Raw genomic sequence first — 23903 nt, 5'->3', positions numbered from 1 at the left:
AGAAATACCCGGGACTGCGTGAAATACTGGATAACCCATATGGAAGCCTGTATCTGAATCAGGGAATGTATGAAACAGCGATTCGGTTTATAGAGGATCGAATGAAGCAAAATGGGGGAAAGATAGAAACGTTTACCCTGTATGGTAAGGACAATCTGGAGGGGGAGTATATAAAGGGAGCGTTGGGCCGGCTGATGCCGTACTGTGATACGAGAACACTGGAGAATCTGGTAAATGGGATAGAAACCGCAGGGTGCAAGAATGGAATGGATGCAGCCACAGGCTGGGAAGCAAATGTAATAAATGCAGAAATGATAAAGATGCTAAGGGCGGATTGTAAAGAAACAGCGGAGAAGATAGAGACAAAACCATTTTATAGGTGGCAGGAAGAAAGTAAGCTGTTTTCAAGCGTCTTAGCGGAAGGGGTATCTAATTTTGCATATGGAGCAATACTTTATTATGGTGCGGTTGGAAGTGGGGGAAAGAAACCTGCGGCTGATGAGAAGTATAATAAAGGATCTGGTACTAAGGGGGTAGAGAAGAGTATTAAGGGTGGCAGTTCTTCAATACCAGAGAAGGCTAAAAATATAGCGGCCCAAGTAAAGGCAAAGAATGGTGCGCCACCAAAAGGATATAAAGGGGAAGAAATTTACCAAAATATGCCGAAAGAAGGTGCACAAAAGTTACCAGAAGGTATTAATTATAAGGAATATGATATTAATCCTTATGTAAAAGGACAAAATAGAGGAACGGAAAGAATTATAGTTGGCAATGATGGTTCTGTTTGGTATACAAATAATCATTACGATACTTTTACAAAAATAGAATAAAGAGGTAACAGAATTATGTATGAAAAAAGTTTAAACTTATTAAAAGAACAAAAAATTGAATTTGAGAATGGACTCACGGTTGATGAAATGACACAAATAGAGAAAATTTATGAAATCAAATTTCCGGTGTGCTTGCGAGAATTTTTAATGATGGGATTACCAGTATCAAAAAGATTTTATAATTGGAGAAATATGGAAACAAAAAATGTTGAATATATAAGGCAAATTATTGATCAACCAATAAGATATATTAATGATATGCCAGAAGAAGTATACTGGTGTGATGACTGGGGAAAAGAACCAGATGATGAAAAATATTTAAAAGAAGAAGTGAGAAAACGATTGAGTAAAGCACCTAAGCTATTACCTATTTTTTCTCATAGATATATGCCAATGATTTTAGAAAAAAATCCTCCAATAATATCTGTGCATGGTGTGGATATAATATATTTTGGAAAAGATCTTGAGGATTATTTTGAAGTTGAGTTTGGCGATAAAAGCCAGAGTGAAATAGACTTTGATAAAATTAAGCCAATTCAATTTTGGTCGGATATAATATAAAAAGGGGCTCTAGCGAAGAAGAATTTTAACCTCATTTACAGTAAAAAACATAACTCTGCGAAACCGTTTCGTTTGCCTCCGATTTGGGGGTTACAGAGAGGTAAAATCATCCTATCTGTAGCTCCCTCTTCCATTCTTTTTTCTGCCGTTTCTCCTCCCGAAAATAAATCCAGAAATGACTTACAATCCATTCCATACAGAATTAACAACAACAACCAATAAAAGAAATAACTTATGTACTAACACCGCCATTATGACTCTTCAAGATTCTCCATAACGTGCTTCTGCTTATCCCAAGCCTGCTTGCAGTCTTTTCTTTATTTTCATGCTCTTCCGCTAATACGTTTCGTATGATTTGATAGTTGATTTCCTCCAGGGTCTGGGTCAGGTCCAGGTCAGTGGAAGGCAGTGAATGTACTGGGGGTGTCTCCTGTTCCAGGAAATATTTCACATCATTACAGGTTATATAAGGGGTCTTGGTGACTACGGCAAGCTCCTTAAGGACATGCTGCAGCTGGTCTAAATTGTGGGGCCAGGAAAACGCAGTGAACAGATCCATTGCCTCTGCTTCCAAGCCGATGATCTGTTTTCCAAGTGATACATTTAGTTTATGGAGATACAAAGCGGTGATGCTGGGTATATCGTCACTTCGTTCTCTTAACGGCAGCAGGTTTAAGGTTAAACAGGAAAGCTGTTTTTCTAATTGACTTTTTATAGTAAGTGCTTCCTGTGAAAGTTCATTAGTAATCAAAAGAGAAAGGATCAGGCGGTTCCGTTTTGCAAGATCCGTATGGTCCATGTAGTTAAATAATTTTTCAAGCTGCGAATGAGAGAGGGTGCAGACATTTTTAATGTAGATAGTGGAATGTACATCTGCAAGAGGAGAATTCTCATTATTCAGAATATAGTTCCATTTACGCTCGCTGATATATTTACAGTCTATGACATAAAAAGGTGATATGCGGTATGGACCGTTTTCGTATATGAGTGATGCCACCTTATCTTTCCCGGTGCCCTCTTCTCCGGTAATTAGAACGGGAAGGCTGCTTTTGCTGTAATCCTCGATGATATGAGCTGTGATACCGATTTTATTGGAGCTTCCAAAGAAGTTTGAAAAATTTGTGGAATCCGTATCCGGTTTATTATAAATGGTGATACCAATATCATCTTCATCAAAAAGTGCAGGCTTTTGGTTGATGATTATGGCTGTATATTTTTGCTCATCCATATAGAGGTGCCGGCATGTGAAGGTGTAGACCTTATCGCGTATCTGCCTGGCAACACTTTGGTTGGGTACCTTTAAAAAGGCTTTCAGGTATGTTTGGATCACATTCATCAGCGATACATTCATTCCGTCAATGGAAAAGCTTGAAAACCACAGAGAACCTGCAGGATCATAGATCAGGAACTCCCGGTCCTCATCGGTGAGAAGGCTCTGAAATAAATTCTTTTGCTTATGTACATGATGGGAGGAATGTACCAGTTTTTTCGCTTCGTTGATTGCATCGTTAATGCTTTCCGTACCTGAAGTTATGAGAATAGAGTTCATATTTAATATTTTCGCGTAATTTGCTCCCGTCATATCGCAGATTACAAGAGACGCCCCGTCATTTTTTGCTGTGCGAAGAGCAGCAAGAGCCCCTTCTTCACTTGTAAAGGTTATAATATCTATATCATATTGAAGCAAATCACAGAGTACCCGTGCGTGTTTGGTAATTCCGGAAAATCCGGCAATAATAAACTTGCCCGAGTAACTTTCTGCCATTTTGATACTGCGAAGAATGTCGTAGCCGGATATGGATATATCCACAACCGGGATTTCAACAGAGGACCGGATCAGCTCAGCAGTACCGCCTCTTGAAATAATGACATCGTAGTTTTTATGGGCCAGGTTTTCTGCAATTTTCCGCCCGGAATCTAAATCTCCGGTTTGAGTCGTCAATTCTATATCATCACGGTTTTTAGAAATATTCTCAAAGATTTCTGCCATTCCCTCATATGGTGCAATAACAAGTATTTTCGCCTTTTGCATAAACTCTCCTAATATTACGGTTTTATGAATCATCAATTTTGATACTATTATAATACTGTATGTCGCAAAAAGCAACACTTCAAAGATGGTATGTATTAATATAAGACGTATATTAAAAATCATATGGCTTGTATCGCTATATTTTAATAGTATAATATAGATAAATGAGTAATTTGTTTAATATTGAGACGAATAATAAAAGGACTGGGAGGAACGGAAATGAGCTACCAAATCAAAATACCGTCTTGTGTATACGGCGGAGAAGGAAGTATTAAAAATGTAAATGCCATTATTGAGAAAGAGGATTCAAAAAAAGTAATGATATTTACCGATAAAGGCATATGCGAACACGGACTTCTGGATATCCTGACAAGGCTTTTAGACGAAAATAATACGGAGTATAAGGTTTATGATAGTCTGACACCAGAACCTGCATACCAGGATGCCGAAAGAGTGGTGAAAGAAGCCCAGGAATATGATGGAGATCTGATTATTGCCATTGGCGGCGGCAGTGTTATGGACGTTGCAAAACTTTGTTCTGTTTTAAAAGGGGCGCCATATTCCGTAAAGGATTTACTCACTGAGCCGGCTCAGGCAAGAAAGCAGCTGAAAACCGTCATGATTCCTACCACCTGCGGTACTGGTTCGGAGGCAACTTGTAATGCGATTGTTGCAATTCCGGAAGAACAATCAAAAAAAGGGATTGTAAATGATAACATGATACCGGATTACGTGATCCTCGATGCAAATTTTATAAAGAAACTTCCAAAATCCATTGTAGCAGCTACCGGCGTGGATGCGCTGGCTCATGTGGTAGAGTGCTATACGTCTAAAAAAGCAACACCTCTTTCTGACACCTATGCACTTGCAGGAGCAAAACTGATTTTTAATAATATCAGAGAAGCGTATCATGATGCGGACAACTTGGAAGCTAAAAATAATCTGCTCTTAGGTGCTTTTTATGGGGGAGTTGCAATTACCGGAAGCGGTACCACCGCAGTTCATGCCTTGTCTTATCCTCTGGGAGGAAAATACCACATTGCCCACGGGGTCTCCAATGCAATTTTATTTGCCCACGTGATGGAATTTAACAAGGATGCATGTGAAAGCAGACTTGCAAAGCTGTATGACGGGGTTTTCCACGGGCGTCCCGCTGACACTGAGTCTGAAAAGGCACAGTATGTCATTGACCAGATTGCGGACATTGTTAAAGCTACAAATATTCCTACTGATTTAAAAGAATTTGGCGTGAAGATGGAAGATCTGGAATCTTTAGTAGAAGCAGGAAGCAAACAACAGAGATTGCTTGTCAATAACAGAAAGGAATTAAGTCTTGAGGACATTAGAACTATTTATTTAAAGGTTCTTAAATAAGGAAGGTGAGAGAATGAAGAAAAGACCGGTTATCGGAATAACTATGGGTGATCCTGCCGGAAATGGATCCGAGTTATCAGTCAAGGTATTGTTAGATAAAAATACATATGAAAAATGCCGTCCTATCATAATCGGTGATGCGAATTGCATGGAGGAGGCGGTAAAAATACTGAAAAAAGAAAATGAAATAAAAATCCATGCGGTCAAAAAAGTAGAAGATGCCTTTTTTGAATATGGAACCATCGATGTATATGACATGGAAATGGTTGATATGGAAAAACATAGGTATGGGAAAGTATCTAAGATGTGCGGGGAAGCAGCGTTTCAGTATGTTGTCAAAGTGATTGAACTGGCCATGAATGGGTCTGTGGATGCAACGGTAACCAATGCATTAAATAAAGAAGCAATCAATATGGCCGGACATTATTATTCTGGACATACGGAAATCTATGCAGAATATACCCATACAGACCGGTATACGATGATGCTGGCCCATGAAGATTTAAGGGTGGTACATGTATCCACACATGTTTCCCTCCGTCAGGCCTGTGACAAAGTAAAAAAGGCCAGGGTTTTGGAAGTGATCAGAATTGCAAATGAAGGATGCAAGGCCATTGGCATCGAAAAGCCCAGAATTGGTGTGGCCGGACTGAACCCGCACAGCGGCGAAAATGGATTGTTTGGAACAGAGGAGATCGAGGAGATTCAGCCCGCAATTGATGAGGCTATGGCAGAAGGCATATGCATCCCGGAAGGAATACCCACACCTCCGGATACTGTTTTTTCAAAGGCTCTGGGCGGCTGGTATGATGTCGTTGTTGCAATGTATCATGACCAGGGACATATTCCTTTAAAGGTAAAGGGCTTTCATTATAATAAGGAGCTTAAAACATGGGATGCGGTATCCGGTGTCAACATAACGCTTGGGATTCCGGTCATAAGAGTATCCGTCGACCATGGAACGGGCTTTGATTTGGCTGGAAAGGGAGTATCCAGCGAGTTAAGCCTTGCCAATTCCATTGACTATGCGGTTCGCCTGGCATCAAATAAGTAACATATGGAGGGAATCGTATGGTAAAGATCTTGGTCATAGCAGATGACATTACCGGGGCGTTGGATACGGGCATACAATTTGCCAAACGCGGGATCCGTACTCAGATTTTCACGGAAGGGAAACTGATTGAAGGTGATGTAAAAACGGACACAGAAGTGATCGTTGTTGATTCAGAGTCCAGACCTTTGTCAGCGGAGGAATCCTATCAGGTGGTACTTGGCATTGCTGTCTGGGCCCAGAAAAACGGCATTGGTATCATATTTAAAAAAACCGATTCCGCTTTGCGTGGAAATATTGGTGCGGAGCTGCAGGCGGTTGCGGATGCGGTTAAAGGTGTCCCGGTTTATTTTCTTCCGGGCCATCCGGAAATCGGAAGAATTACGAAAGACGGAGTACACTATATATCTGGAGAATTGCTTGAGAACAGTGTGTTTGGAAAGGACCCGTTTGAACCGGTAACTAAGTCGTATATACCAGACATTATAAAGGATCAGAGCGATATCCCTGTTATATGTAAAAGGCCGGAGGAATCGGTTACGGATGAGAGAAAGGCCGTATCGGAAGTTATTGTTTGTGACACTCAGACCGTAAAGGATATTGATGCTATTCTGGACGGATTAGCCAGGGCAAACAAGCTTAAGCTGATAGCGGGCTGTGCAGTGCTTGGAGAGCGGTTGGCGGAAAAGATCTTTCTAAGCCGCAAAGAGATTTCGGCGTATGAAAAGACGGATGGCTTGTACGTGGCATGTGGAAGTCTGAATAAGATTACCCTTCGGCAATTGGAATACGCAGAACGCAATGACAGCTTTATAAGAAGAAAGCTAACCATGGAGCAGAAATACTCTGCGGATTATTATAAGACCCTGAAAGGAAAGAAATTCCTGGAAGAAATGATAGAGTTGTGCAAAAAGAACAAAAAAGTAATTGTGGATTCCTTTGATACGGAAGAAAATATTGTGAATTTCATGTCTGACAAAAGCAAAAATATCGAAGAGCTAAGAGCGCTTATCCCCCAGGCCCATGGATATATCGTAAAAGCACTTGCAGAGGAACCTGTAAATCTGACAGTTCTTATGACCGGCGGGGATACGCTTATGGGGTATATGAAGCTGGTCGGTTGTACGCAGATAGAGCCGGTATGTGAGATAGAACCGGGACTGGTGGTTTCCAGGCTTATCTGGAATGGATATGGCCAACAGATTATCTCTAAGTCTGGCGGGTTTGGAACCGAGGATATACTGTGCAGAATTGCACGAAAAATAATCAAATAGATATTGGAGGGTAATAACATGAAGAAAGTAGAATTAAAAGGTATCATCACACCAATCATCACACCAATGAATGCAGATGAGTCTGTAAATCTTGATGAGCTGCGTAATCAGATCGAACGCCTGATTCAAGGTGGGGTACATGGAATTTTCCCGTTTGGAACCAATGGAGAGGGTTACATATTAAGCGAAACTGAGAAGACCGAAGTTCTGGAAGCTGCCATTGATCAGGTGAAGGGAAGAGTGCCCGTATATGCCGGCTCTGGCTTGATATCCACAAAAGATACAATACGTATGAGTAAGAAAGCAGAGGAGCTTGGGGCAGATGTCTTATCCATTATTACTCCGAGTTTTGCAGTTGCGTCACAGAAAGAATTATATGACCACTATGTTGAAATCGCAAAGCATGTAGATACGCCCATCGTACTTTACAACATTCCTGCCCGTACTGGCAACAGGCTGCTGCCGGAAACCGTTGCCAAACTTGCAAAGGACGTAGACCTGATTGTGGGCGCAAAGGATTCAAGCGGTGACTGGGATAATTTAAAAGCTTATATTACAGAGACACGGGAACTGGAAAAGGACTTCTATGTACTTTCCGGAAATGATTCACTCATACTTCCCTGCCTGAAAGAGGGCGGCTTTGGCGGCATTGCAGGCTGCTCCAATGTATATCCTCACGTATTGTCCTCTATTTATAACTTATTTATGGAAGGAAAATCAGAAGAAGCGGAGGCTGCCCAGGAATCCATTGCAAGTTTCCGTGCTGTATTTAAATATGGCAATCCCAATACGGTTGTTAAGAAAGCAGTGGCTATGTTAGGTTATCCCGTAGGAGACTGCAGAAGACCGTTTAACGACCTCTGTGAGGAGGGAGTTGAAGCTCTTTCAAAAGTGCTTAAGGAAAATGCAGATAAAGGTATGGATTAATTGATTGAAAGACCTGTATTTCCTGGAAACAGCAGCTTTTTGTAAAGAACGCGGGAGAAGAAACATGAAAAAAGAGTATTTGATGGAGTCCTCGGATGTCCTTAAAAATCTTGAAACATCGGTTCATGGGCTTTCGGACGTCCAGGTGGAGGAACGAAAAGCAAACTATGGTTTGAATAAATTAAAAGAAGGTGAGAAGCCCGGTCTGATTCAGAAGTTTTTTAGCGAACTGATCAATTTTATGAATGTTGTACTTATTGTTGCAGCAGTCATTTCGGGAATCACTTCACTCTATGTGGGTGAAAGCATGATAGATACAGCCATTATCCTTCTTGTGGTTACGATCAATGCCGCACTTGGAGTGTACCAGGAATCCAAGGCAGAAGCAGCGATAGAAGCCCTGCAGGATATGGCAGCAGCTACCTCAAATGTAATAAGAAATGATAAGATTAAAGCTGTCCGTTCTGAAGAACTTGTTCCGGGAGATATTATACTTTTAGAGGCAGGTGATGCGGTGCCTGCGGATTCAAGATTAATAGAATGCGCCAGTTTAAAGGTGGAAGAGGCGGCGCTGACTGGAGAATCAACATCTGTATCGAAAACTGAAAAAGTCATAGGAACAGGCTTGGAGGAAGTTACTCTCGGTGATAGAAAGAACATGGTCTATACAGGTTCTACAATCGTTTACGGCCGTGGGAAGGCAGTTGTATGTCATACCGGAATGAATACGGAAATCGGGCGTATTGCGGATGCCATCAACACTGCCAGGGACGAGGAAACTCCATTACAGATGAAGCTCAATCAGCTTTCCAGGGCATTATCAATTATGGTTCTGGCTATATGCGCCTTTATGTTTGTTACAGATATCATCAGAATACTTCTGACCGGAGGGGAACTGCACCTGGATGCTTTTATTGATACGTTTATGATTGCCGTTTCTCTTGCAGTAGCTGCCATTCCGGAAGGCCTTGCAGCAGTTGTTACCATACTCCTCTCCATTGGCGTTACAAAAATGTCAAAGGAACATGCCATCATAAGAAAACTTACTGCGGTGGAAACTCTGGGCTGCACACAAATTATCTGTTCTGATAAAACAGGAACTTTAACACAGAACCGGATGACCGTTGTGGAGCATTCCGGTTCTGATGAGAAACTTCTTATGACTGCCATGGCACTTTGCTCTGATGCAGAGCTGGATTTGAATACGTCTCAGGCAATTGGAGAGCCTACCGAATGTGCGCTTGTCAATGATGCATTTAAAAATGGTCTGTCAAAGCCCGAACTTGCTAAGGAATATGTAAGAGTCGCAGAGGCACCTTTTGATTCTGTCAGAAAGATGATGTCGACCCTTCATAAACGGCCTGATGGCACGGTAATCCAGTTTACCAAGGGTGCACCGGATGAGGTCCTTAAAAGATGCAGCAAGGCTTATATAAATGGCACTATAGTAGAAATGACAGAGAAGCTGCGCAGGGAAATCATGGCTTCTAATAAAAAGATGGCAGAGAAAGCCCTTCGGGTTCTATGTGCTGCCATGAAAGAATGGCCTTCCTTGCCTTATTCCGTTGAGCCGGCAGATATAGAAAATGATTTCATATACCTTGGTTTATCAGGTATGATTGATCCTGTAAGACCTGAGGTAAGACCTGCGATCCTTGCATGTAAGGAAGCCGGGATTCGTCCGATAATGATTACCGGAGATCATAAGGATACGGCAGTAGCAATAGCAAAAGAACTTGGTATTCTTTCCGATGACCGTATGGCTGTTACCGGAGCCGAATTGAATAAACAATCCGATGAAGAACTTGAAAAAAACATACAGAAGTATTCCGTGTATGCCAGAGTACAGCCGGAGCATAAGGTGCGTATCGTAAAAACATGGAAAAGGTTATCTAAGGTAACTGCTATGACCGGAGATGGCGTCAATGATGCTCCCTCCATTAAGGAAGCGGATATCGGCATCGGTATGGGAATTACTGGAACAGATGTTACAAAGGATGTTGCAGATATGGTTCTCGCAGATGATAATTTTGCAACGATCGTAAGTGCGGTTGCTGAGGGAAGACGTATCTATGACAATATTAGAAAAGCAATACAGTTCCTCTTATCGTCTAACCTGGCGGAAGTTATTTCTGTATTTATTGCCAGTTTGCTTGGCTTTACCATATTGAAACCGGTCCATTTGCTATGGATCAATTTAATTACCGACTGTTTCCCGGCCATAGGCATCGGCATGGAAGAACAGGAAGCGGATATTATGAAACGGAATCCAAGGAATGCAAAGGATGGGATTTTTGCTGATGGGGTTGCCGGTGAAACCTTATTTCAGGGTGCAGTGATCGGATTTCTGACTCTCTTGGCATATTTTACGGGTCATTACATGGAAAGCGGATTATGGGAAATTGCTGACAGTGCGGACGGAATGACCATGGCATTTTTATCCCTGTCTCTTCTTGAGATGTTCCACTCATTTAATATGCGTTCGAGACATGAATCCATTGTTCGGCTGAAGACAAAGAATAAGTTCTTGTTCGGATCGCTTCTGGCATCGTTTATTCTTACCACTGCAGTCATCTACGTACCATTTTTAAGGAAAGCATTTGAGTTTGAACATATTTCATTGACTGAGTATTTTACAGCGGTTTTAATTGCCGTTTCAATCATTCCGATCATGGAAGTCATGAAACTGGTAAGACGAAACCAGCTGAAAAATAAGTAAGTGAAGCAATCTGCAATTGTAATACTTATATAATGAATAACAAAACGGAAACAGATAATCATCTGGTTTCCGTTTTTTGTGCTTTTCAAATAAAAAAGTTTCTTTTCAAATAAAAAAATATGGTGTTATTATTATCATATTTCAATTTTAAACATATACTCTATCAATATTGTTACAAAATGCAACGATTTTGAATTTATTTTTGATGTAAATTACTAACTGATATGTCATAATGTCATAAAGAATCATACTTTTCTTCTCAAACAGCGATCTGTCTGGTAATAGAAGAACGGGAGAGGGGGATTGGGACAGCTTGCAAACCTGCTGGCGGTATGCTGTTTGATCGCTAATCATTTTGTATTCATTAGTAAAAGGAGGAAAATCATGCAATATCCGAAACTTCCAGGTCTCACCTGGGATGGCAATATCTATGAGAATGAAGAAATGAATGTATATGAGGCCCTTTTGCCTACGGGCGGCTTTCCTACTGCCCACGCACCGGCAATGCTGGAACTTCCTGATGGCAATCTGCTTTGCTGCTGGTTTGCCGGCAGCTATGAAGGAAGCGCAGATGTACATATCGTCTGCTCAATTCTTCCAAACGGAACCACCAGATGGCTGCCTCCGGTAGATATTTCTAACGATCCGGCCCGCAGCGAACAGAATCCTTCTCTGTTCTACGGTCCTGACCATAAGGTATGGGCAATGTATACGGCACAGCTTGAACGTAAGGAAGGAAAAGATAACATGCAGTATACGGCAGTGGTTCGCTGCCAGAAAAGCAGTGACGGAGGGAAAACCTGGGGGCCATACGAAACCTTCTTTCCTGAGGAGGGGACGTTCTGCCGCCAGCCAATCCAGGTCCTTTCAAATGGTGCCTGGATATTCTCAAACTGGCTTTGTTCGGATTCTGCGGAAGGATTATCCGGGGATCCAACGGCATTCCGTATCTCCTATGACCAGGGGAAAACCTGGAAGATGGTAATGATGCCCAAAAGCAACGGACACGTCCATGCCAACGTTGTGGAGCTTGAACCGGGACACTTGGTGGCATTTATGCGAAACCGTGAAGCCTATCGCATTCATAGAAGCGAATCCTTTGACTATGGAGAGACCTGGAGCGAACCAAAACCAACACCGCTGCCCAACAATAACTCCAGTATAAGTGCCATTAAGCTTCAGAGCGGGCGTATCGCGATTGCATACAATCCGACCTGCACGCCGTTTTTGCAGCCTGGAAAGGCTTCCTGGCCGGGGCTGCGCTGCCCTGTAGCAGTGGCTCTATCCGAAGATGGAGGTCTTACTTTCCCCATGATCCGCTGGCTGGAGCGTGGCGAAGGCTTTATGGGGGAGGAGAATAAGACAAACAATAAGCAGTATGAATATCCGTATATCATGCAGAGCAGAGATGGAAAAATACATCTTGCATATGCGGCACGTACCCGCAAAGGGGTGAAGTATATACAATTCAGTGAGAAGGATATTATGGGGGATAAACGGGAGCAGGTCGGCCTGTACAATCCCACCGCTGCAAAGAGCCGCTGATACAAAAAAATATAATGAAATGTGTCATGAATGTACATTACATAGAGTTTAGTGTGCATGATGACACCAGGAAAGGCTGGAGGGAGAACACTATGACACCTCAGATGATGATTGCTTTGGGAATCACCGTATTTATGATTATACTGATAATGGCAGATAAACTGCCATTTGGAGCGCCTCCAATACTGGCATGCCTGCTGCTTGTCATTTTTGGAATTACTGATATTAAGGGCGCATTTGCAGGATTTTCAAATTCTACTATTATTATGCTTGCTGAATTTATGGCGATTATTGCAGCCCTTCAAAAAACAAGTTTTATCACTGCTTTTAAAAAGTCCATGTTCAACATAGCAAATAAGGGGAAATTCAAAGCATTTTTGTTTATCATTTTAATTGTTATGCTGGGCTGCAGCCTGTTTGGAACCGGCTCAACGGCATATTACGTTTTGACCATCGGCTTACTTTCCACCTTGCCGGAAAATAAACAGCTGCCGCCGTCAAAGGTCATTATGACTGCCGGATTTGCAGCCAACCACCCGTTACTGCCGTTTAACACTGCATTGCAGTATGGAATCGTGCTTGCTGTTCTCAATAGTGCAGGTGTTATCGCTCAGGTATCCGTAGTCAAGTTTGCAATTATTAACTTAATACTGTCTCTCGGTTTTCTGCTCAACTGTGTGATCCAGTACAAATTCCTTCCAAATCACCCCATTGCTGAGGCTACCGATGCAGCAAGAACTCAGGGAGAAGCTGTCAGTACCCTGCCTAAGTGGAAAGAGCAGGTAACCTATGTGGCTTTCGTTGCGGCAGTAATAGGAATGATACTCCAGAGCTTTATCGGCGATGCCGGATATGCAATTCCCGGTCTGTCGGTGGCAGTAATTCTTATTATTGGAGTAATGGATTTTAAAGAGATACGTGATGCCATATGTGCACCGATCATACTGATGTCAGCAGGCGTAATCGGTATTGCCGATGCACTTGGAAGTACCGGATTAACCAATCTTGTTGGCTCAGCAGTAGCGGGTATGCTTGGAGCAAGCATTAATCCTTTCCTTATGATCCTTGCATTCTGTATCCTTACCAGTGTGCTTGCAACAATGACCGGATCCACCATTGGCACTGTTTACGTATTTACCCCTCTTGCAATTGCCACATGTACGAATCTTGGACTTGATCCGACTGCCGCCGCATGTGCAATCGTAATATCCGGCTGGTGCGGACATTTCCTTCCTATCGATGGAATGCCTGCAATGGTCATGGGGGTTGGAAATTATAAGATTTCGGAATTCTGGAAATTTACGATTCCGCAATACTTTATCCGTCTGATTGCCTTGACAGCCGGTTCGCTCCTGATGTTTCCCATGTAGGGGCAAAGAAAGAATATGACAGAGCCTATACATAGAAGGAGGTATAATCGTGATAAATAAGTTTGAATTGGAACATATCGGTATTAACACGCCTAATGCGGAGGAAGCAGAGAAGCTGGCACAGCTTTTAGCCATGATGTTTCATCTGGAACCCCGTCATGGGCAGAAGTCTGAGTTTGCAGGCCCATACTTTGAGTGTATGAAAGCGCCATTCCTTGGTACCAATGGTCATATTGCCATGGGTACACCTGATTTAACTGCTGCGGTAGAGGAGCTGAAAGAAAAGGGGTTTTCCTTCAATATGGAAACCGCTGCCTATAGGGAGGATGGCGTATTAAAAAATATTTACCTGGCTGGAGAATATGGTGGCTTTGCAATTCATATCATGCAGAAATAATGGAAGACCTTTCCTTATAAAAACCATAGTAAATGCAAACTATGGTTTTTTTTTGATTTTTCATGCTATAATAAGATGTGAAATAAAAAGTAACCAGTAAACGTTTGTTAATCAGATTCTGAAAAGGAAAGGACAGGGGATTAAGATGAATTTAGAATTAAAAGACAAGGTGGTTATGATTACCGGTTCAACCGGAGGCGTGGGAGAGGCTTTAACGAAAGCATTTGCTGCGGAAGGCTGCAAGCTGGCTATTTCTTCGACGAAACAGGAAAAGTTGGATAAACTTGTTCCCTCACTGAACCTTCCGGAAGATCATCTGCTCACATTTGTGGTAGATGTTACGCAGGAAGAACAGGTTCAGGCAATGGTAGAGAAAACGATTCAAACCTTTGGAAGTCTGGATGTTCAGGTGAATAATGCTGGATTTGAGGGACGCAATGCCCCTGTTACCGAGCAAACGTATGAAGATTTCATGAAAGTTTACAATATTAATATATTCGGTCCCATGTATGGAATGAAATATGCTGTGCGCCAGATGATGAAGCAGAAAAGCGGTTCCATTGTAAATATCGCTTCGAACGGAAGCTTTGTAGGAGCGGCAGGCATGTCTCCATATGTCTCCTCCAAGCATGCTGTGGCAGGGCTTTCCAAATGTGTCGCCTTAGAGACTGCAGCAAGCAATATTCGTGTAAATTGTATTTGCCCAGGGGCAATTGATACTCCCATGATGCGTTCGATTGAGAAACAGTTTTTAGGAGAGAACGTTTCCGTTGAAGAGGCAAAAAAGGCATTCAGCGGAGCTTATCCGGATGGACGGTATGCGGCTCCGGAAGAGGTTGCCAACCTTGCCCTATACCTTGCTTCATCCTGCGCAGGGCATATTACAGGCGCTTGTATCCGTCAGGATGGGGGCCTTGAGGCGACCTCAAGATAACCGTGCTGACCGTACATTTATAATTGAAGGGAGAATGTCATATGTACCTATTGAATCCATTTACAGCAAAAAGCATGACCTTACGAAACCGTATCGTTATGCCTCCCATGTGCATGTACAGTGCAGGAACCGACGGTATGCCAAATGAATTTCATTTTACCCATTATACCTCCCGTGCCGTTGGCGGAGCAGGGCTGATCATCATGGAAGCCACCGGTGTCCTGCCCTGGGGGCGTATTTCCGACCATTGTCTGGGACTTTGGAATGATGACCAGGCAAAGGCCCTTAAGCCAGTGGTTGCCGCCTGCCAGAAACAGGGAGCAAAGATGGCAATCCAGCTCAACCATGCAGGACGCAAATGCGGAGCCAGGGAAAAGGCAATTTACGCGCCCAGCGCCATTGCCTTTAGCCAGGAGTATCCCATGCCCCATGAGATGACGGAAGAGGATATTAAAGATACGGTCCATGCGTTCAGAAACTCTGCTGCACGTGCGGCTGAAATCGGCTTTGACGCGCTTGAGATTCATGGTGCCCATGGATATTTGATCAGTGAATTTTTGTCGCCTCTGGCCAACCACCGTACCGATGGTTATGGCGGATCAACGGAAAACCGGTGTCGCATCCTGATTGAAATACTAAAGGCGGTCCATGAGGTCTGGCCGGCTGAGAAACCGGTTTTATTGCGTGTATCCGCAGAGGATTATGAACCGGAGGGCATGCATAAAGAGGAGATGGCACGAATTGTAGAGTTGGTGAAGCCCTATATCGATGTGCTTGATGTGAGCACAGGCGGAGTTGTACCCACACCGCCGCCGGCGATTTATCCGGGCTATCAGGTAAAGGCTGCCGAGTGGCTGAAACAGAAAACCGGTCTGCCTGTAATTGCCGTCGGACTGATTATGGAACCTCATCAGGTGGAGGAAATCCTGGGAGAAGAACGGGCAGATCTGGTTGCTTTGGGCAGGGAGCTGCTTCGTGACCCTTACTGGGTACTTCATGCGGCCCGGGATATGGAAGTGGAATATCCGTGGCCGGAACAGTATCTGCGTGGTTTTCAGGCGAGAAAATGATGCTTGAAGCAATAATGAGGCCAATCCCCGGGGATTGGCCTCATTATAAAATCAGTTTCTTCCTATAAAATGCTGCATATAGTGTCCTGTTAATGCCGGCATGTTTGTTTACATGATTGTTCCTGCGGACTCTTCAATATCTGTTTCATAGTCAATTGCCGTCGCAACTGCGCATTTTAGCGCTTCTGTTATGGTTTCCACGGACATGCTTGGAGTACCAGCCGGTAAATTAACAACCTGCTCGGTCAGATATGGTACGTGGATAAAACCGCCGCGCATGGTTGGAAACTCATTCCTGATCATATGCAAAAGACGATACATGACATCATTGCAGACAAAGGTTCCTGCTGTGTAGGATACACTGGCCGGAATACCCTGTTCTTTGATTTTTTTTACAATAGTTTTTACGGGTAGGGTTGAAAAGTAAGCATTCTCTCCATCTTCGCAGACAGGAAGTCCGATGGGCTTTTGTCCTTCGTTATCTGCGATTCTTGCTTCCATAAGGTTAATGGCTACTTTTTCTACGGTTATTTGAGAACGGCCTCCGGCCTGTCCAATGCAGATTGTCACATCTGGCTTGTGTTTCTGAATGCAGTCCCGTAATACTTCTCCTTCCTTAATAAAAACGGTAGGAATTTCCATCTTAATAATTTCAGTGCCGTTGATCTGGTCTGGAAGTCTTTTAACAGCTTCAAAAGCCGGATTGATTTTATCTCCGCCAAATGGATCAAATCCTGTAATTAATATTTTCAAAATATACCTCCTTCATATACCTGTGGTTCCGGTATAATGATCTTTCCTGCCTCCATGATCTGGCGGTTATCCACATAAATATCTGGTTCATGTATTACCAGGTCAAAGTGTCCGCTGGCTTCATGAACCCCGCCAAGTGCAAGATTTCTGCCCAGTCCTATGTGAAAGGTACCGTAGGCAGATTCATCCTCAATATAACATTTTCCCCTGCATTTTGCAATGGAATTTAAACCAAGTCCGAATTCAGAAGCGACATACATACCGGAATCATGAAAGTCTTCCATATATTCCTTTAGTTTCCTGCCGCTGATTGTCTCTTCAATTTCCGTAATTCTTCCATTATCAAATCTGATGAAAAAGGGAGCTTCTACCTTGCCGATATATCCAAGAGAACCGTCAACTAGTACGACCCCTTCTGTTTTATCTTCTTCGACCGGTACATAGACCTCAATGCTGGCAGATGAAAATCCCCGTCCGTCTTTGACGGTACCGTTAAAAAATCCGGCTTTCCGGTTACGCTTGTACATTTTCAGTTCTGATCCCTTTTTTGTTTTTATATCAATGACAGACGATGACTGGATGTACTTTATAATGATATTGGCCATCAATTTGCTTTTTTTTGTATCCATGGTCATGAAGGAGAAAGAAAGCATAGATCTGCCATCATTGGTAGATAAAGGAAGAGAGAGGAATTTACTTCCTCTCCTGATTGCATATTTAGCCGCACGTGTGGTAATCAGGGAGTAATCCGCGGCAGCAATGATTGCCTCATAACCCTCAAATATTTTTTCGGATTCGTCGAACAAAATTCCTGCCTGCTTGCCTCCTTCTTCAATAATCAACAAATCAACTGATTTCGTGCGTGTAAGCGCGCATTCTTTAAGGATTTCAGCTTCCGTTCTATGGCTTTCATTTGTTACGATCAGAAGATGCTCCCCTGATTTTAAGTTAAGCCAGTGATTTGTTACAATATTGGCTCCGCGCTTTATGGTTTGCTTCATCGCTTTAATCCTTTTATTTAAAAATAATCATGTACACAATTTGAAATACTAAAAGAATGGCTGCCGGAATTATCTGATTCTTGATTACTCCGAACCGCTGTTTCATATCCAGCATCGCAACTGGAACAACGTTAAAATTGGCAGCCATTGGCGTGCACAGGGTTCCACAGAAACCGCATGTCAAAGCCAGCATTCCAATCAGTGCAGGATTGGCCCCGTAGCTTAATACGAACGGAGCACCGACTCCGACAGTCATGACTGTAATGGCTGCAAAAGCATTTCCCATAATCATTGTAAACAGAGCCATTCCAATTGCAAAGACAATAATTCCCGCATTGACATTTCCTTCCGGAATGATTTTTCCCACAAGAGCTGCAATTACATCGCCCACACCAGCCTGCGTAAAGATTGCCCCAAGGCTTGCAAGAAGCATGGGAAGCATGCTGAGAGGTCCGACGGTAGATATTAATCGTTCGGAATCATTTAAAAATACCTTCGGAGTATTTGATTTATCAAAGATCATCAGTAAGATAATTGAAACCAGAATACCGGCACCGATTCCGACCATGGCTCCAAGATCTGGGAGCAGTACTGCAAATAAGACCGCAAATACGCCGATGGACAATGCCGGAATAAAAACCTTCATACCCAGTTTTTGGTATTTAACGTAAACTTCTTCTGCTGCAGGTACAATTTGAGTACCAATTTTAACTTTATGAAAAATGGCCGGTATTACCATAATGAGAATGAGGAAACCGTTCCACGAAGCCGGGATCCATCGGCCAAATCCAAGAATGACACCAAGCAGGCACCAGAAAACAGCCGTTCCGAATCTGGAAGGATTCGTTTTATCAAGTGCATTTTTGATTCCGGTATTTATGGTAACAAGACCCATAATAATATATATAATTTCAAGTAATTTTTTTCCTAATGCTACATCAGTACTTATAAAAAATGACATCCGTTCTCTCCCTATTTTTCTTCGCCGTAATATTTTTTATACAATCTTCTATCTTTCAGATAATAATATACAATGCCAACCAAAACAGCAAATACGCTGACGGGGATTTCTACCTTTGCCAGATCAATCAGATTTACCTGATATCCCAGCTGGTCCAGTGTGGATTGCACCAGCAAAGCACCTGCACCTCCTACAAACAGCACCTGACAGAAAAACCATGAGATGTTTTCCATTCCTGATGCCATCCCCTTTAGCTCTTCTACGTACTCCTCTTTGATCTTTTTGCCTTTTGCTGTAACTGCACCGGTTGCCATGGGCATGATGATAGGACGGACGAATCCGGCTACCCCGCCAAAACTTACATTAAAGGCACCGAATATACCTCTCATAATTCCGTATACACCAATTACAACTCCGGAAGAGGCATTCTTGACTTTACCAATCAATTTTGCTGCGGCCTCTTTCAGGCCATTTCTTTCAAGGGTGCCGGTCACCAGCATGATGAGAATAAAAATAGCCATGCTCCTGTTGTTCACAAAGCTGCTGCCTAGTGTTTCCAGCAAGCCGTTTATTCCCAAATTACCCACTGCTGCGGTTGCAATCGCAGCTATCACAATAATGAGAATTGAGTCCAGCTTTAATGCAAATCCAGCAACTACGATAATAATTCCTAATAATTTAATTAATTCCATATACTTTGTCATTCCTTTCGTTTAAGACATAAACCTGATAGGATCAAGGTTATCTGCCTTCGTTTTTTATTAATACTTTTTTTCTGAAACAGCAATCCCTTACAGCCTGTGCAGGAGATACGGATTGCTCCTGTAATGTTCCGGCATGGGGCCGGGTTAATATTAAAAATAATTTAGCCTTATAATAACGCCCCCTTTTAAGGAAAAATAAGGTGTACAAAATGATGAATCTTATTCTTCCGGGACTTTTTGTCCGTTTTCATTTATCTGTTAATACAGGTTTTCGTACGGTATCAGGTAACAGGTTCTGTTTGAACCAGTTGGTAACTCATATAATTTGTACTTGCTTTTTAAACGTTGCAAGATAATTATGTGAATTTTGTACCGTATCTATTACAACCTTTTAAGTCTATACGATATAAAAACAGCTGTCAATACTGTTTCACCTTGTATATATGCATATTTATCCATAAGAAACGGTATTTTACTATTCATACAGTTTCAGGTATTTGCCTTCATATAGGATTCAAGCGGGCAATAAACGCTTGAAATATTTCCCATTCATGCAGATCATGCCTTGAAATTAAAAAGCAGGTTGACATCATGGCTCAGTGCTGATAAAATCATAAAAAATTCATGATGGTGTATAAATATTCGGACATGGCAAAAAGGAATCATAACGTACGAAAGGAGAATTCAAAAATGAAGATAGGTGCTATTACGGTTGGACAGAGTCCCCGTATTGATGTTACAGCTGATATTATGGGTATTTTTGATGGAAAGGCAGAGCTGCTTGAAAGGGGGGCACTGGATGGACTGACCTTAGAGCAAATTGCAGAATTCAAGCCGGAAGAAGGGGATTATGTATTAGTATCCAGACTAAAGGATGGGACTTCGGTTACTTTTGCGGAGCGGTACATTATCCCAAGGCTGGCATGTGCCATAAAGGAACTGGAGAGTCAGGGCGTGGATCTAATCATGATGTTTTGCACAGGGAAATTCCCGGACACGCTGGCATCGAAGGTTCCCCTGATCTATCCCTGTGAGGTCCTTGACCGAATGGTACCCCTTTTGACCGCAAAGTCCTCAATCGCTGTTGTGACTCCTTCTCCGCTGCAGATAGAGCAGAGTAAGGAAAAGTGGTCAAAGATAGTAAAGGAGGTCAAAGTAGTATCTGGTACCCCTTATGGAGATTGGGAGGAGCTGAAAGAAGCGGTAAGGCAGCTCAAAGACACAGAGGCGGACTTAATCGTTTTGGACTGTATTGGCTTTAGCAGAGAAATGAAGGCACTATTTACGAGCGGGACAAAGAAACCGGTCCTTCTGCCAAGAACCCTGCTGGCCCGTCTGGTTTCAGAATTGACAGATCCGGGGATTCCTGTGCGTGATGCTTAAATTGTACTGAAATAATTGTGCGTACTGTCATTTACAAAGAAAAATGTAATTGATAATATATTCAGCATATATTCAAAAATGTGAATTGTGAGGATAAACCGGATGAATCAAATCGTATCCAGAGCAAAAGAAATGGAAGCCTATGGAATTGAAATCAGACGAAGGATACACAAGAATCCTGAGCTGGGTTTTGAACTGCCAAAGACCGTAGCGCTTGTAAAGAAAGAACTTGAAGCCTTTGGCTATTCGCCTGAACAATGCGGAACCGCAGGTATTACAGCAGTGGCTGGAAAGCCCGGGAAAACGTTTCTGCTGAGAGCGGACATGGATGCACTCCCCATGAAGGAGGAGACATGCCTGCCCTTTGCCTCAGAAAATGGTTTTATGCATGCCTGTGGACATGATATACATACAACCGCTCTTCTTATGGCCGCCCGTATCTTAAAAGAAAGAGAAACGGAGCTGGAAGGAACTGTAAAGTTCATGTTCCAGCCATGCGAGGAGGCCGTGGGAGGAGCCGCTGATATGGTAAGAGCAGGAGTCCTTGAAAATCCTGCCGTGGACGGGGCAATGGCCCTGCATGTCGTCCAGGCAAAGAGCGGAAGTGTTGGATTCTCCAGAAATACGGCTTGTGCCTCAAGCGATATATTTACCATTACGGTCAAAGGAAAGGGCGGACATGGAGCAGCACCGCACCGTTGTGTTGACCCGATTAATATTGCGGTTCACATCCATCTGGCCCTGCAGGCATTAAACAGCCGGGAGGTCCATCCGGATGAAATGCTGGTGTGCAGCATCTGTCAGATCAGCGGAGGCACTGCCTCTAATATTTTTCCGGAAACGGCCGTATTAAAAGGAACCATCCGTACCATGAATGGACAGGTCAGAAGCTTTGCAAAAGAACGTCTGAAGCAGATTGCCGACCAGACAGCCAAGGTGTTCCGGGGAGAAGCTGTGGTGGAATTTCTCCATGAGGGAGTTCCTCCGTTGGAGAACAACGAAGATTTACTCAGGGCCTCCACCCGCTATATTGATGAACTTTTTGGGGAAGGGACCTGCTATGAAATGCCCCGAATGACCGGTTCCGAGGACTTCTCCGTAATATCCCAGCTCGTGCCTTCTGTTCTATACTGGGTCGGAACCGGATCCGAAGAAGAGGGATATCCTTATGGGGTCCACGATCCCAGAGTGACGTTTAACGAGGAAAGCATTCATAAAATGGCTGCGATTTATGCAGGCACGGCAATGAAGTGGCTAAAAGAACATTCTTAAATGTATAAAAAATACAATATTTGGAAGATTACGATAGTTAAAGGCGACTAGGTTTCCTTTTGCTGTCGTTTTTTATTATATCAAGGAAAAGAGGAAAATTATGAAAAAGAGAATCTTAACAGCAATCTTATGCTTAACAGTCTCTGCTGGTCTAAGTGCATGCGGCTCCAATTCGTCAGCACCGCAAACTCCCCCCTCCGGCGAGACGCAGAATGCCAATGCAGCAGAAACAACACAACCAGCCGGAGATCCGGTGTCTGGAGGAGTGATGACGATCTCCCTTCCGGCTTCCCCTAAGAATCTGGACCCTGTAAAGTATACGGGAACTTATGAATCACAGATTATTGATACGATTGGTGACACTCTTGTTGAGTATAATTCGGAGCTTACGGAGATCAAGCCTTCTCTTGCCAAATCATGGACTGTAAGCGAGGATGGCCTTACCTATACGTTTTCTCTGCGGGATGATGTTTATTTTCAGCCGGGAAAGTTTCAGGATGGAAGAAAGATGACGGCGGAAGATGTGAAATATTCTCTGGAGCGTTCCAAAGAAAAATCTGCCATGAACAGGCTGGATATGCTTGACCACTGTGAGGTGATCAGTGATACAGAGATTAAATGTTATCTGGCTGAGCCAAATGCTGTATTCTTAACTGCATTAACGGATGCCGGAAATATAATCATTCCAAAAGAAGAGGCCGAGGGCTGGGGAGATGATTTTGGTGCCCACCTTGTAGGGACAGGCCCCTTTGCTCTGGAAACATTTGAACTGGATCAGCAGGCGACCTTAGTCCGCAATGATAAATACTGGGCGGCTTCCCCATACCTTGACGGAGTGATCTATAAGCCGGTCAGTGACGGAAACCAGGCGGTAAATGCCCTCAGAACCGGGGAAATCAACCTGGCTACCAGCCTTAGCGGAGAAGCAGTAAAGATTGCAAGAGATGACAGCTCCGTGAAGCTGATGGAGATGCCGGGACTTCATATCGCCTATATCTATTTTAATCAGGTAAACGGTCCTACGGCTGATATAAAGGTAAGAGAAGCGATCATAAAAGCGGTGAATGTGGAAGAACTTACGGCAGGTGTCTACCAGTACCAGGAAGCAAAGCCGGCAAGTCTGCCGCTGCCGCCAGGTTCCTGGGGATATGATTCCAGTCTGGAAGCGGAAACACTGGCTTATGATCCGGAGGGAGCGAAAAAACTTCTTGCAGAAGCCGGATATCCGGATGGGTTTGATATGGATATCTATATTTCCAATACGGAATCCAGAGTGAAGATGGCCACCCTGTTCCAGGCGTATTTAAAACAGAATTTAAACATCAATGTAAATATCAACACCAGTGAATGGGGAACCTTCAGCGAAATCGGGGCCTCAGGAAAAGCCGATGTATTTGCAATGTCCTGGACCTGGTATCCGGATCCTTACTTCTTCCTGAATAAGATTTTCCATTCAGATGCCATTGGTTCTCTTGGAAACGGCCAGGGCTTTAACAATCCGGAAGTGGACAAATATCTGGATGACGCATTATTAACCACAGATCAGGCAAAACGGGCAGAGTTATATAAAAAGGCCCTTGCAGTAATCGTAAAGCAGTATCCGGGTATTTTCTATGCCAATGAAAATGTAAACTGGGGAGTAAGTCCAAATGTCCAGGGATTAGTCCAAAGGGCAGATGGAAAGGTTAAAATCTGTACCTCAGACATTAACGTATGGTTATCCAAGTAACTGAAAGGGGATATTG

The 23903-nt window shown here is 43.1% G+C and carries 20 protein-coding genes; 15 read left to right on the top strand and 5 right to left on the bottom strand.

Annotation, left to right across the window (positions count from 1 at the left end):
- The first annotated feature begins 101 nt into the window (after positions 1-101).
- Together ACLTWA_RS17865 and ACLTWA_RS17860 are read left to right on the top strand one after the other, a co-directional pair.
- Positions 102-830 carry a ribonuclease domain-containing protein gene (locus ACLTWA_RS17865; RefSeq protein ID WP_412329257.1) on the top strand — a complete coding sequence of 243 codons (729 nt, stop codon included), beginning with the start codon at positions 102-104 and terminating at the stop codon, positions 828-830.
- Between the two features lie 15 nt (positions 831-845).
- Complete coding sequence (locus ACLTWA_RS17860) at positions 846-1391, top strand: hypothetical protein (RefSeq protein ID WP_412329256.1); 546 nt, start codon at positions 846-848, stop codon at positions 1389-1391.
- A gap of 232 nt (positions 1392-1623) precedes the next feature.
- On the opposite strand, the gene ACLTWA_RS17855 is transcribed toward ACLTWA_RS17860, so the two are convergent.
- On the bottom strand, positions 1624-3423 hold the full coding sequence (locus ACLTWA_RS17855; protein ID WP_412329255.1) for a PrpR N-terminal domain-containing protein: 1800 nt from the start codon (positions 3421-3423) through the stop codon (positions 1624-1626).
- Between the two features lie 219 nt (positions 3424-3642).
- On the opposite strand from ACLTWA_RS17855, the gene ACLTWA_RS17850 reads away from it, so the two are divergent.
- From ACLTWA_RS17850 to namA, 10 genes are all read left to right on the top strand, one after another.
- The gene (locus ACLTWA_RS17850) at positions 3643-4797 is read left to right on the top strand and encodes an iron-containing alcohol dehydrogenase (protein ID WP_412329254.1); all 1155 of its coding nucleotides are present in this window, start codon (positions 3643-3645) and stop codon (positions 4795-4797) included.
- A 13-nt stretch (positions 4798-4810) separates the two neighbouring features.
- The gene (pdxA, locus tag ACLTWA_RS17845) at positions 4811-5851 is read left to right on the top strand and encodes a 4-hydroxythreonine-4-phosphate dehydrogenase PdxA (RefSeq protein ID WP_412329253.1); all 1041 of its coding nucleotides are present in this window, start codon (positions 4811-4813) and stop codon (positions 5849-5851) included.
- Positions 5852-5868: 17 nt separating this feature from the next.
- Positions 5869-7122: a four-carbon acid sugar kinase family protein gene (locus tag ACLTWA_RS17840; RefSeq protein ID WP_412329252.1), complete on the top strand. Its 1254-nt coding sequence runs from the start codon at positions 5869-5871 to the stop codon at positions 7120-7122.
- Between the two features lie 18 nt (positions 7123-7140).
- Positions 7141-8049: a 4-hydroxy-tetrahydrodipicolinate synthase gene (gene dapA, locus ACLTWA_RS17835; RefSeq protein ID WP_412329251.1), complete on the top strand. Its 909-nt coding sequence runs from the start codon at positions 7141-7143 to the stop codon at positions 8047-8049.
- Positions 8050-8113: 64 nt separating this feature from the next.
- Positions 8114-10768 carry a cation-translocating P-type ATPase gene (locus ACLTWA_RS17830; protein ID WP_412329250.1) on the top strand — a complete coding sequence of 885 codons (2655 nt, stop codon included), beginning with the start codon at positions 8114-8116 and terminating at the stop codon, positions 10766-10768.
- A 384-nt stretch (positions 10769-11152) separates the two neighbouring features.
- Positions 11153-12313, top strand: a complete 1161-nt coding sequence (locus tag ACLTWA_RS17825) for a sialidase family protein (RefSeq protein ID WP_412329249.1) — start codon at positions 11153-11155, stop codon at positions 12311-12313.
- Between the two features lie 92 nt (positions 12314-12405).
- Positions 12406-13683, top strand: a complete 1278-nt coding sequence (locus ACLTWA_RS17820) for an SLC13 family permease (RefSeq protein ID WP_412329248.1) — start codon at positions 12406-12408, stop codon at positions 13681-13683.
- Between the two features lie 49 nt (positions 13684-13732).
- Positions 13733-14080 carry a 2-dehydro-3-deoxyphosphogluconate aldolase gene (locus ACLTWA_RS17815; protein WP_412329247.1) on the top strand — a complete coding sequence of 116 codons (348 nt, stop codon included), beginning with the start codon at positions 13733-13735 and terminating at the stop codon, positions 14078-14080.
- 145 nt (positions 14081-14225) lie between these two features.
- Complete coding sequence (locus tag ACLTWA_RS17810; RefSeq protein WP_412329246.1) at positions 14226-15014, top strand: SDR family NAD(P)-dependent oxidoreductase; 789 nt, start codon at positions 14226-14228, stop codon at positions 15012-15014.
- A 41-nt stretch (positions 15015-15055) separates the two neighbouring features.
- Positions 15056-16084 (top strand): NADPH dehydrogenase NamA, encoded by a 1029-nt coding sequence (namA, locus tag ACLTWA_RS17805; protein WP_412329245.1) that lies wholly within the window; start codon positions 15056-15058, stop codon positions 16082-16084.
- A 108-nt stretch (positions 16085-16192) separates the two neighbouring features.
- On the opposite strand, the gene pcp is transcribed toward namA, so the two are convergent.
- Genes pcp through ACLTWA_RS17785 form a run of 4 tightly spaced genes read right to left on the bottom strand, consistent with a single transcriptional unit; the run spans position 16193 to position 19491 of the window.
- Entirely contained in the window at positions 16193-16837 is a 645-nt protein-coding gene (gene pcp, locus ACLTWA_RS17800) for a pyroglutamyl-peptidase I (protein WP_412329244.1), read from the bottom strand.
- Positions 16834-17838 carry a peptidase gene (locus ACLTWA_RS17795; RefSeq protein ID WP_412329243.1) on the bottom strand — a complete coding sequence of 335 codons (1005 nt, stop codon included), beginning with the start codon at positions 17836-17838 and terminating at the stop codon, positions 16834-16836. Before ACLTWA_RS17795 ends, pcp begins: the two co-directional genes overlap by 4 nt.
- Before the next feature lie 13 nt (positions 17839-17851).
- Positions 17852-18799, bottom strand: a complete 948-nt coding sequence (locus ACLTWA_RS17790) for a DUF979 domain-containing protein (RefSeq protein WP_412329242.1) — start codon at positions 18797-18799, stop codon at positions 17852-17854.
- 11 nt (positions 18800-18810) lie between these two features.
- A complete protein-coding gene (locus ACLTWA_RS17785) occupies positions 18811-19491 on the bottom strand; it encodes a 5-oxoproline transporter, DUF969 family subunit (RefSeq protein WP_412329241.1) in 681 nt (226 codons plus the stop codon).
- 702 nt (positions 19492-20193) lie between these two features.
- On the opposite strand from ACLTWA_RS17785, the gene ACLTWA_RS17780 reads away from it, so the two are divergent.
- The 3 genes from ACLTWA_RS17780 to ACLTWA_RS17770 all read left to right on the top strand — a co-directional run bounded on the left by ACLTWA_RS17780 (position 20194) and on the right by ACLTWA_RS17770 (position 23887).
- Positions 20194-20886, top strand: a complete 693-nt coding sequence (locus tag ACLTWA_RS17780) for an AroM family protein (RefSeq protein WP_412329240.1) — start codon at positions 20194-20196, stop codon at positions 20884-20886.
- Positions 20887-20988: 102 nt separating this feature from the next.
- Positions 20989-22158 carry a M20 metallopeptidase family protein gene (locus ACLTWA_RS17775; protein ID WP_412329239.1) on the top strand — a complete coding sequence of 390 codons (1170 nt, stop codon included), beginning with the start codon at positions 20989-20991 and terminating at the stop codon, positions 22156-22158.
- A 100-nt stretch (positions 22159-22258) separates the two neighbouring features.
- Positions 22259-23887: an ABC transporter substrate-binding protein gene (locus tag ACLTWA_RS17770; protein WP_412329238.1), complete on the top strand. Its 1629-nt coding sequence runs from the start codon at positions 22259-22261 to the stop codon at positions 23885-23887.
- The last annotated feature ends 16 nt before the right edge of the window (positions 23888-23903 follow it).

The organism is Lacrimispora sp. (assembly GCF_046972725.1).
Taxonomy (GTDB): domain Bacteria; phylum Bacillota; class Clostridia; order Lachnospirales; family Lachnospiraceae; genus Lacrimispora.
Note: the sequence above shows the minus strand (reverse complement) of the source record. Positions and strands in the feature narration are given on the sequence as shown.

Excerpts from the sequence above, each read along its gene's own strand:
- pdxA (WP_412329253.1), top strand. The coding sequence starts at position 4,811 with ATGAAGAAAAGACCGGTTATCGGAATAACTATGGGTGATCCTGCCGGA.
- ACLTWA_RS17820 (WP_412329248.1), top strand. The coding sequence starts at position 12,406 with ATGACACCTCAGATGATGATTGCTTTGGGAATCACCGTATTTATGATT.
- ACLTWA_RS17830 (WP_412329250.1), top strand. The coding sequence starts at position 8,114 with ATGAAAAAAGAGTATTTGATGGAGTCCTCGGATGTCCTTAAAAATCTT.
- ACLTWA_RS17795 (WP_412329243.1), bottom strand. The coding sequence starts at position 17,838 with ATGAAGCAAACCATAAAGCGCGGAGCCAATATTGTAACAAATCACTGG.
- ACLTWA_RS17775 (WP_412329239.1), top strand. The coding sequence starts at position 20,989 with ATGAATCAAATCGTATCCAGAGCAAAAGAAATGGAAGCCTATGGAATT.
- ACLTWA_RS17855 (WP_412329255.1), bottom strand. The coding sequence starts at position 3,423 with ATGCAAAAGGCGAAAATACTTGTTATTGCACCATATGAGGGAATGGCA.
- ACLTWA_RS17860 (WP_412329256.1), top strand. The coding sequence starts at position 846 with ATGTATGAAAAAAGTTTAAACTTATTAAAAGAACAAAAAATTGAATTT.
- ACLTWA_RS17790 (WP_412329242.1), bottom strand. The coding sequence starts at position 18,799 with ATGTCATTTTTTATAAGTACTGATGTAGCATTAGGAAAAAAATTACTT.
- ACLTWA_RS17865 (WP_412329257.1), top strand. The coding sequence starts at position 102 with ATGAAGCAAAATGGGGGAAAGATAGAAACGTTTACCCTGTATGGTAAG.
- namA (WP_412329245.1), top strand. The coding sequence starts at position 15,056 with ATGTACCTATTGAATCCATTTACAGCAAAAAGCATGACCTTACGAAAC.
- ACLTWA_RS17780 (WP_412329240.1), top strand. The coding sequence starts at position 20,194 with ATGAAGATAGGTGCTATTACGGTTGGACAGAGTCCCCGTATTGATGTT.
- ACLTWA_RS17770 (WP_412329238.1), top strand. The coding sequence starts at position 22,259 with ATGAAAAAGAGAATCTTAACAGCAATCTTATGCTTAACAGTCTCTGCT.
- dapA (WP_412329251.1), top strand. The coding sequence starts at position 7,141 with ATGAAGAAAGTAGAATTAAAAGGTATCATCACACCAATCATCACACCA.
- ACLTWA_RS17840 (WP_412329252.1), top strand. The coding sequence starts at position 5,869 with ATGGTAAAGATCTTGGTCATAGCAGATGACATTACCGGGGCGTTGGAT.
- ACLTWA_RS17850 (WP_412329254.1), top strand. The coding sequence starts at position 3,643 with ATGAGCTACCAAATCAAAATACCGTCTTGTGTATACGGCGGAGAAGGA.
- ACLTWA_RS17825 (WP_412329249.1), top strand. The coding sequence starts at position 11,153 with ATGCAATATCCGAAACTTCCAGGTCTCACCTGGGATGGCAATATCTAT.
- ACLTWA_RS17785 (WP_412329241.1), bottom strand. The coding sequence starts at position 19,491 with ATGGAATTAATTAAATTATTAGGAATTATTATCGTAGTTGCTGGATTT.
- ACLTWA_RS17810 (WP_412329246.1), top strand. The coding sequence starts at position 14,226 with ATGAATTTAGAATTAAAAGACAAGGTGGTTATGATTACCGGTTCAACC.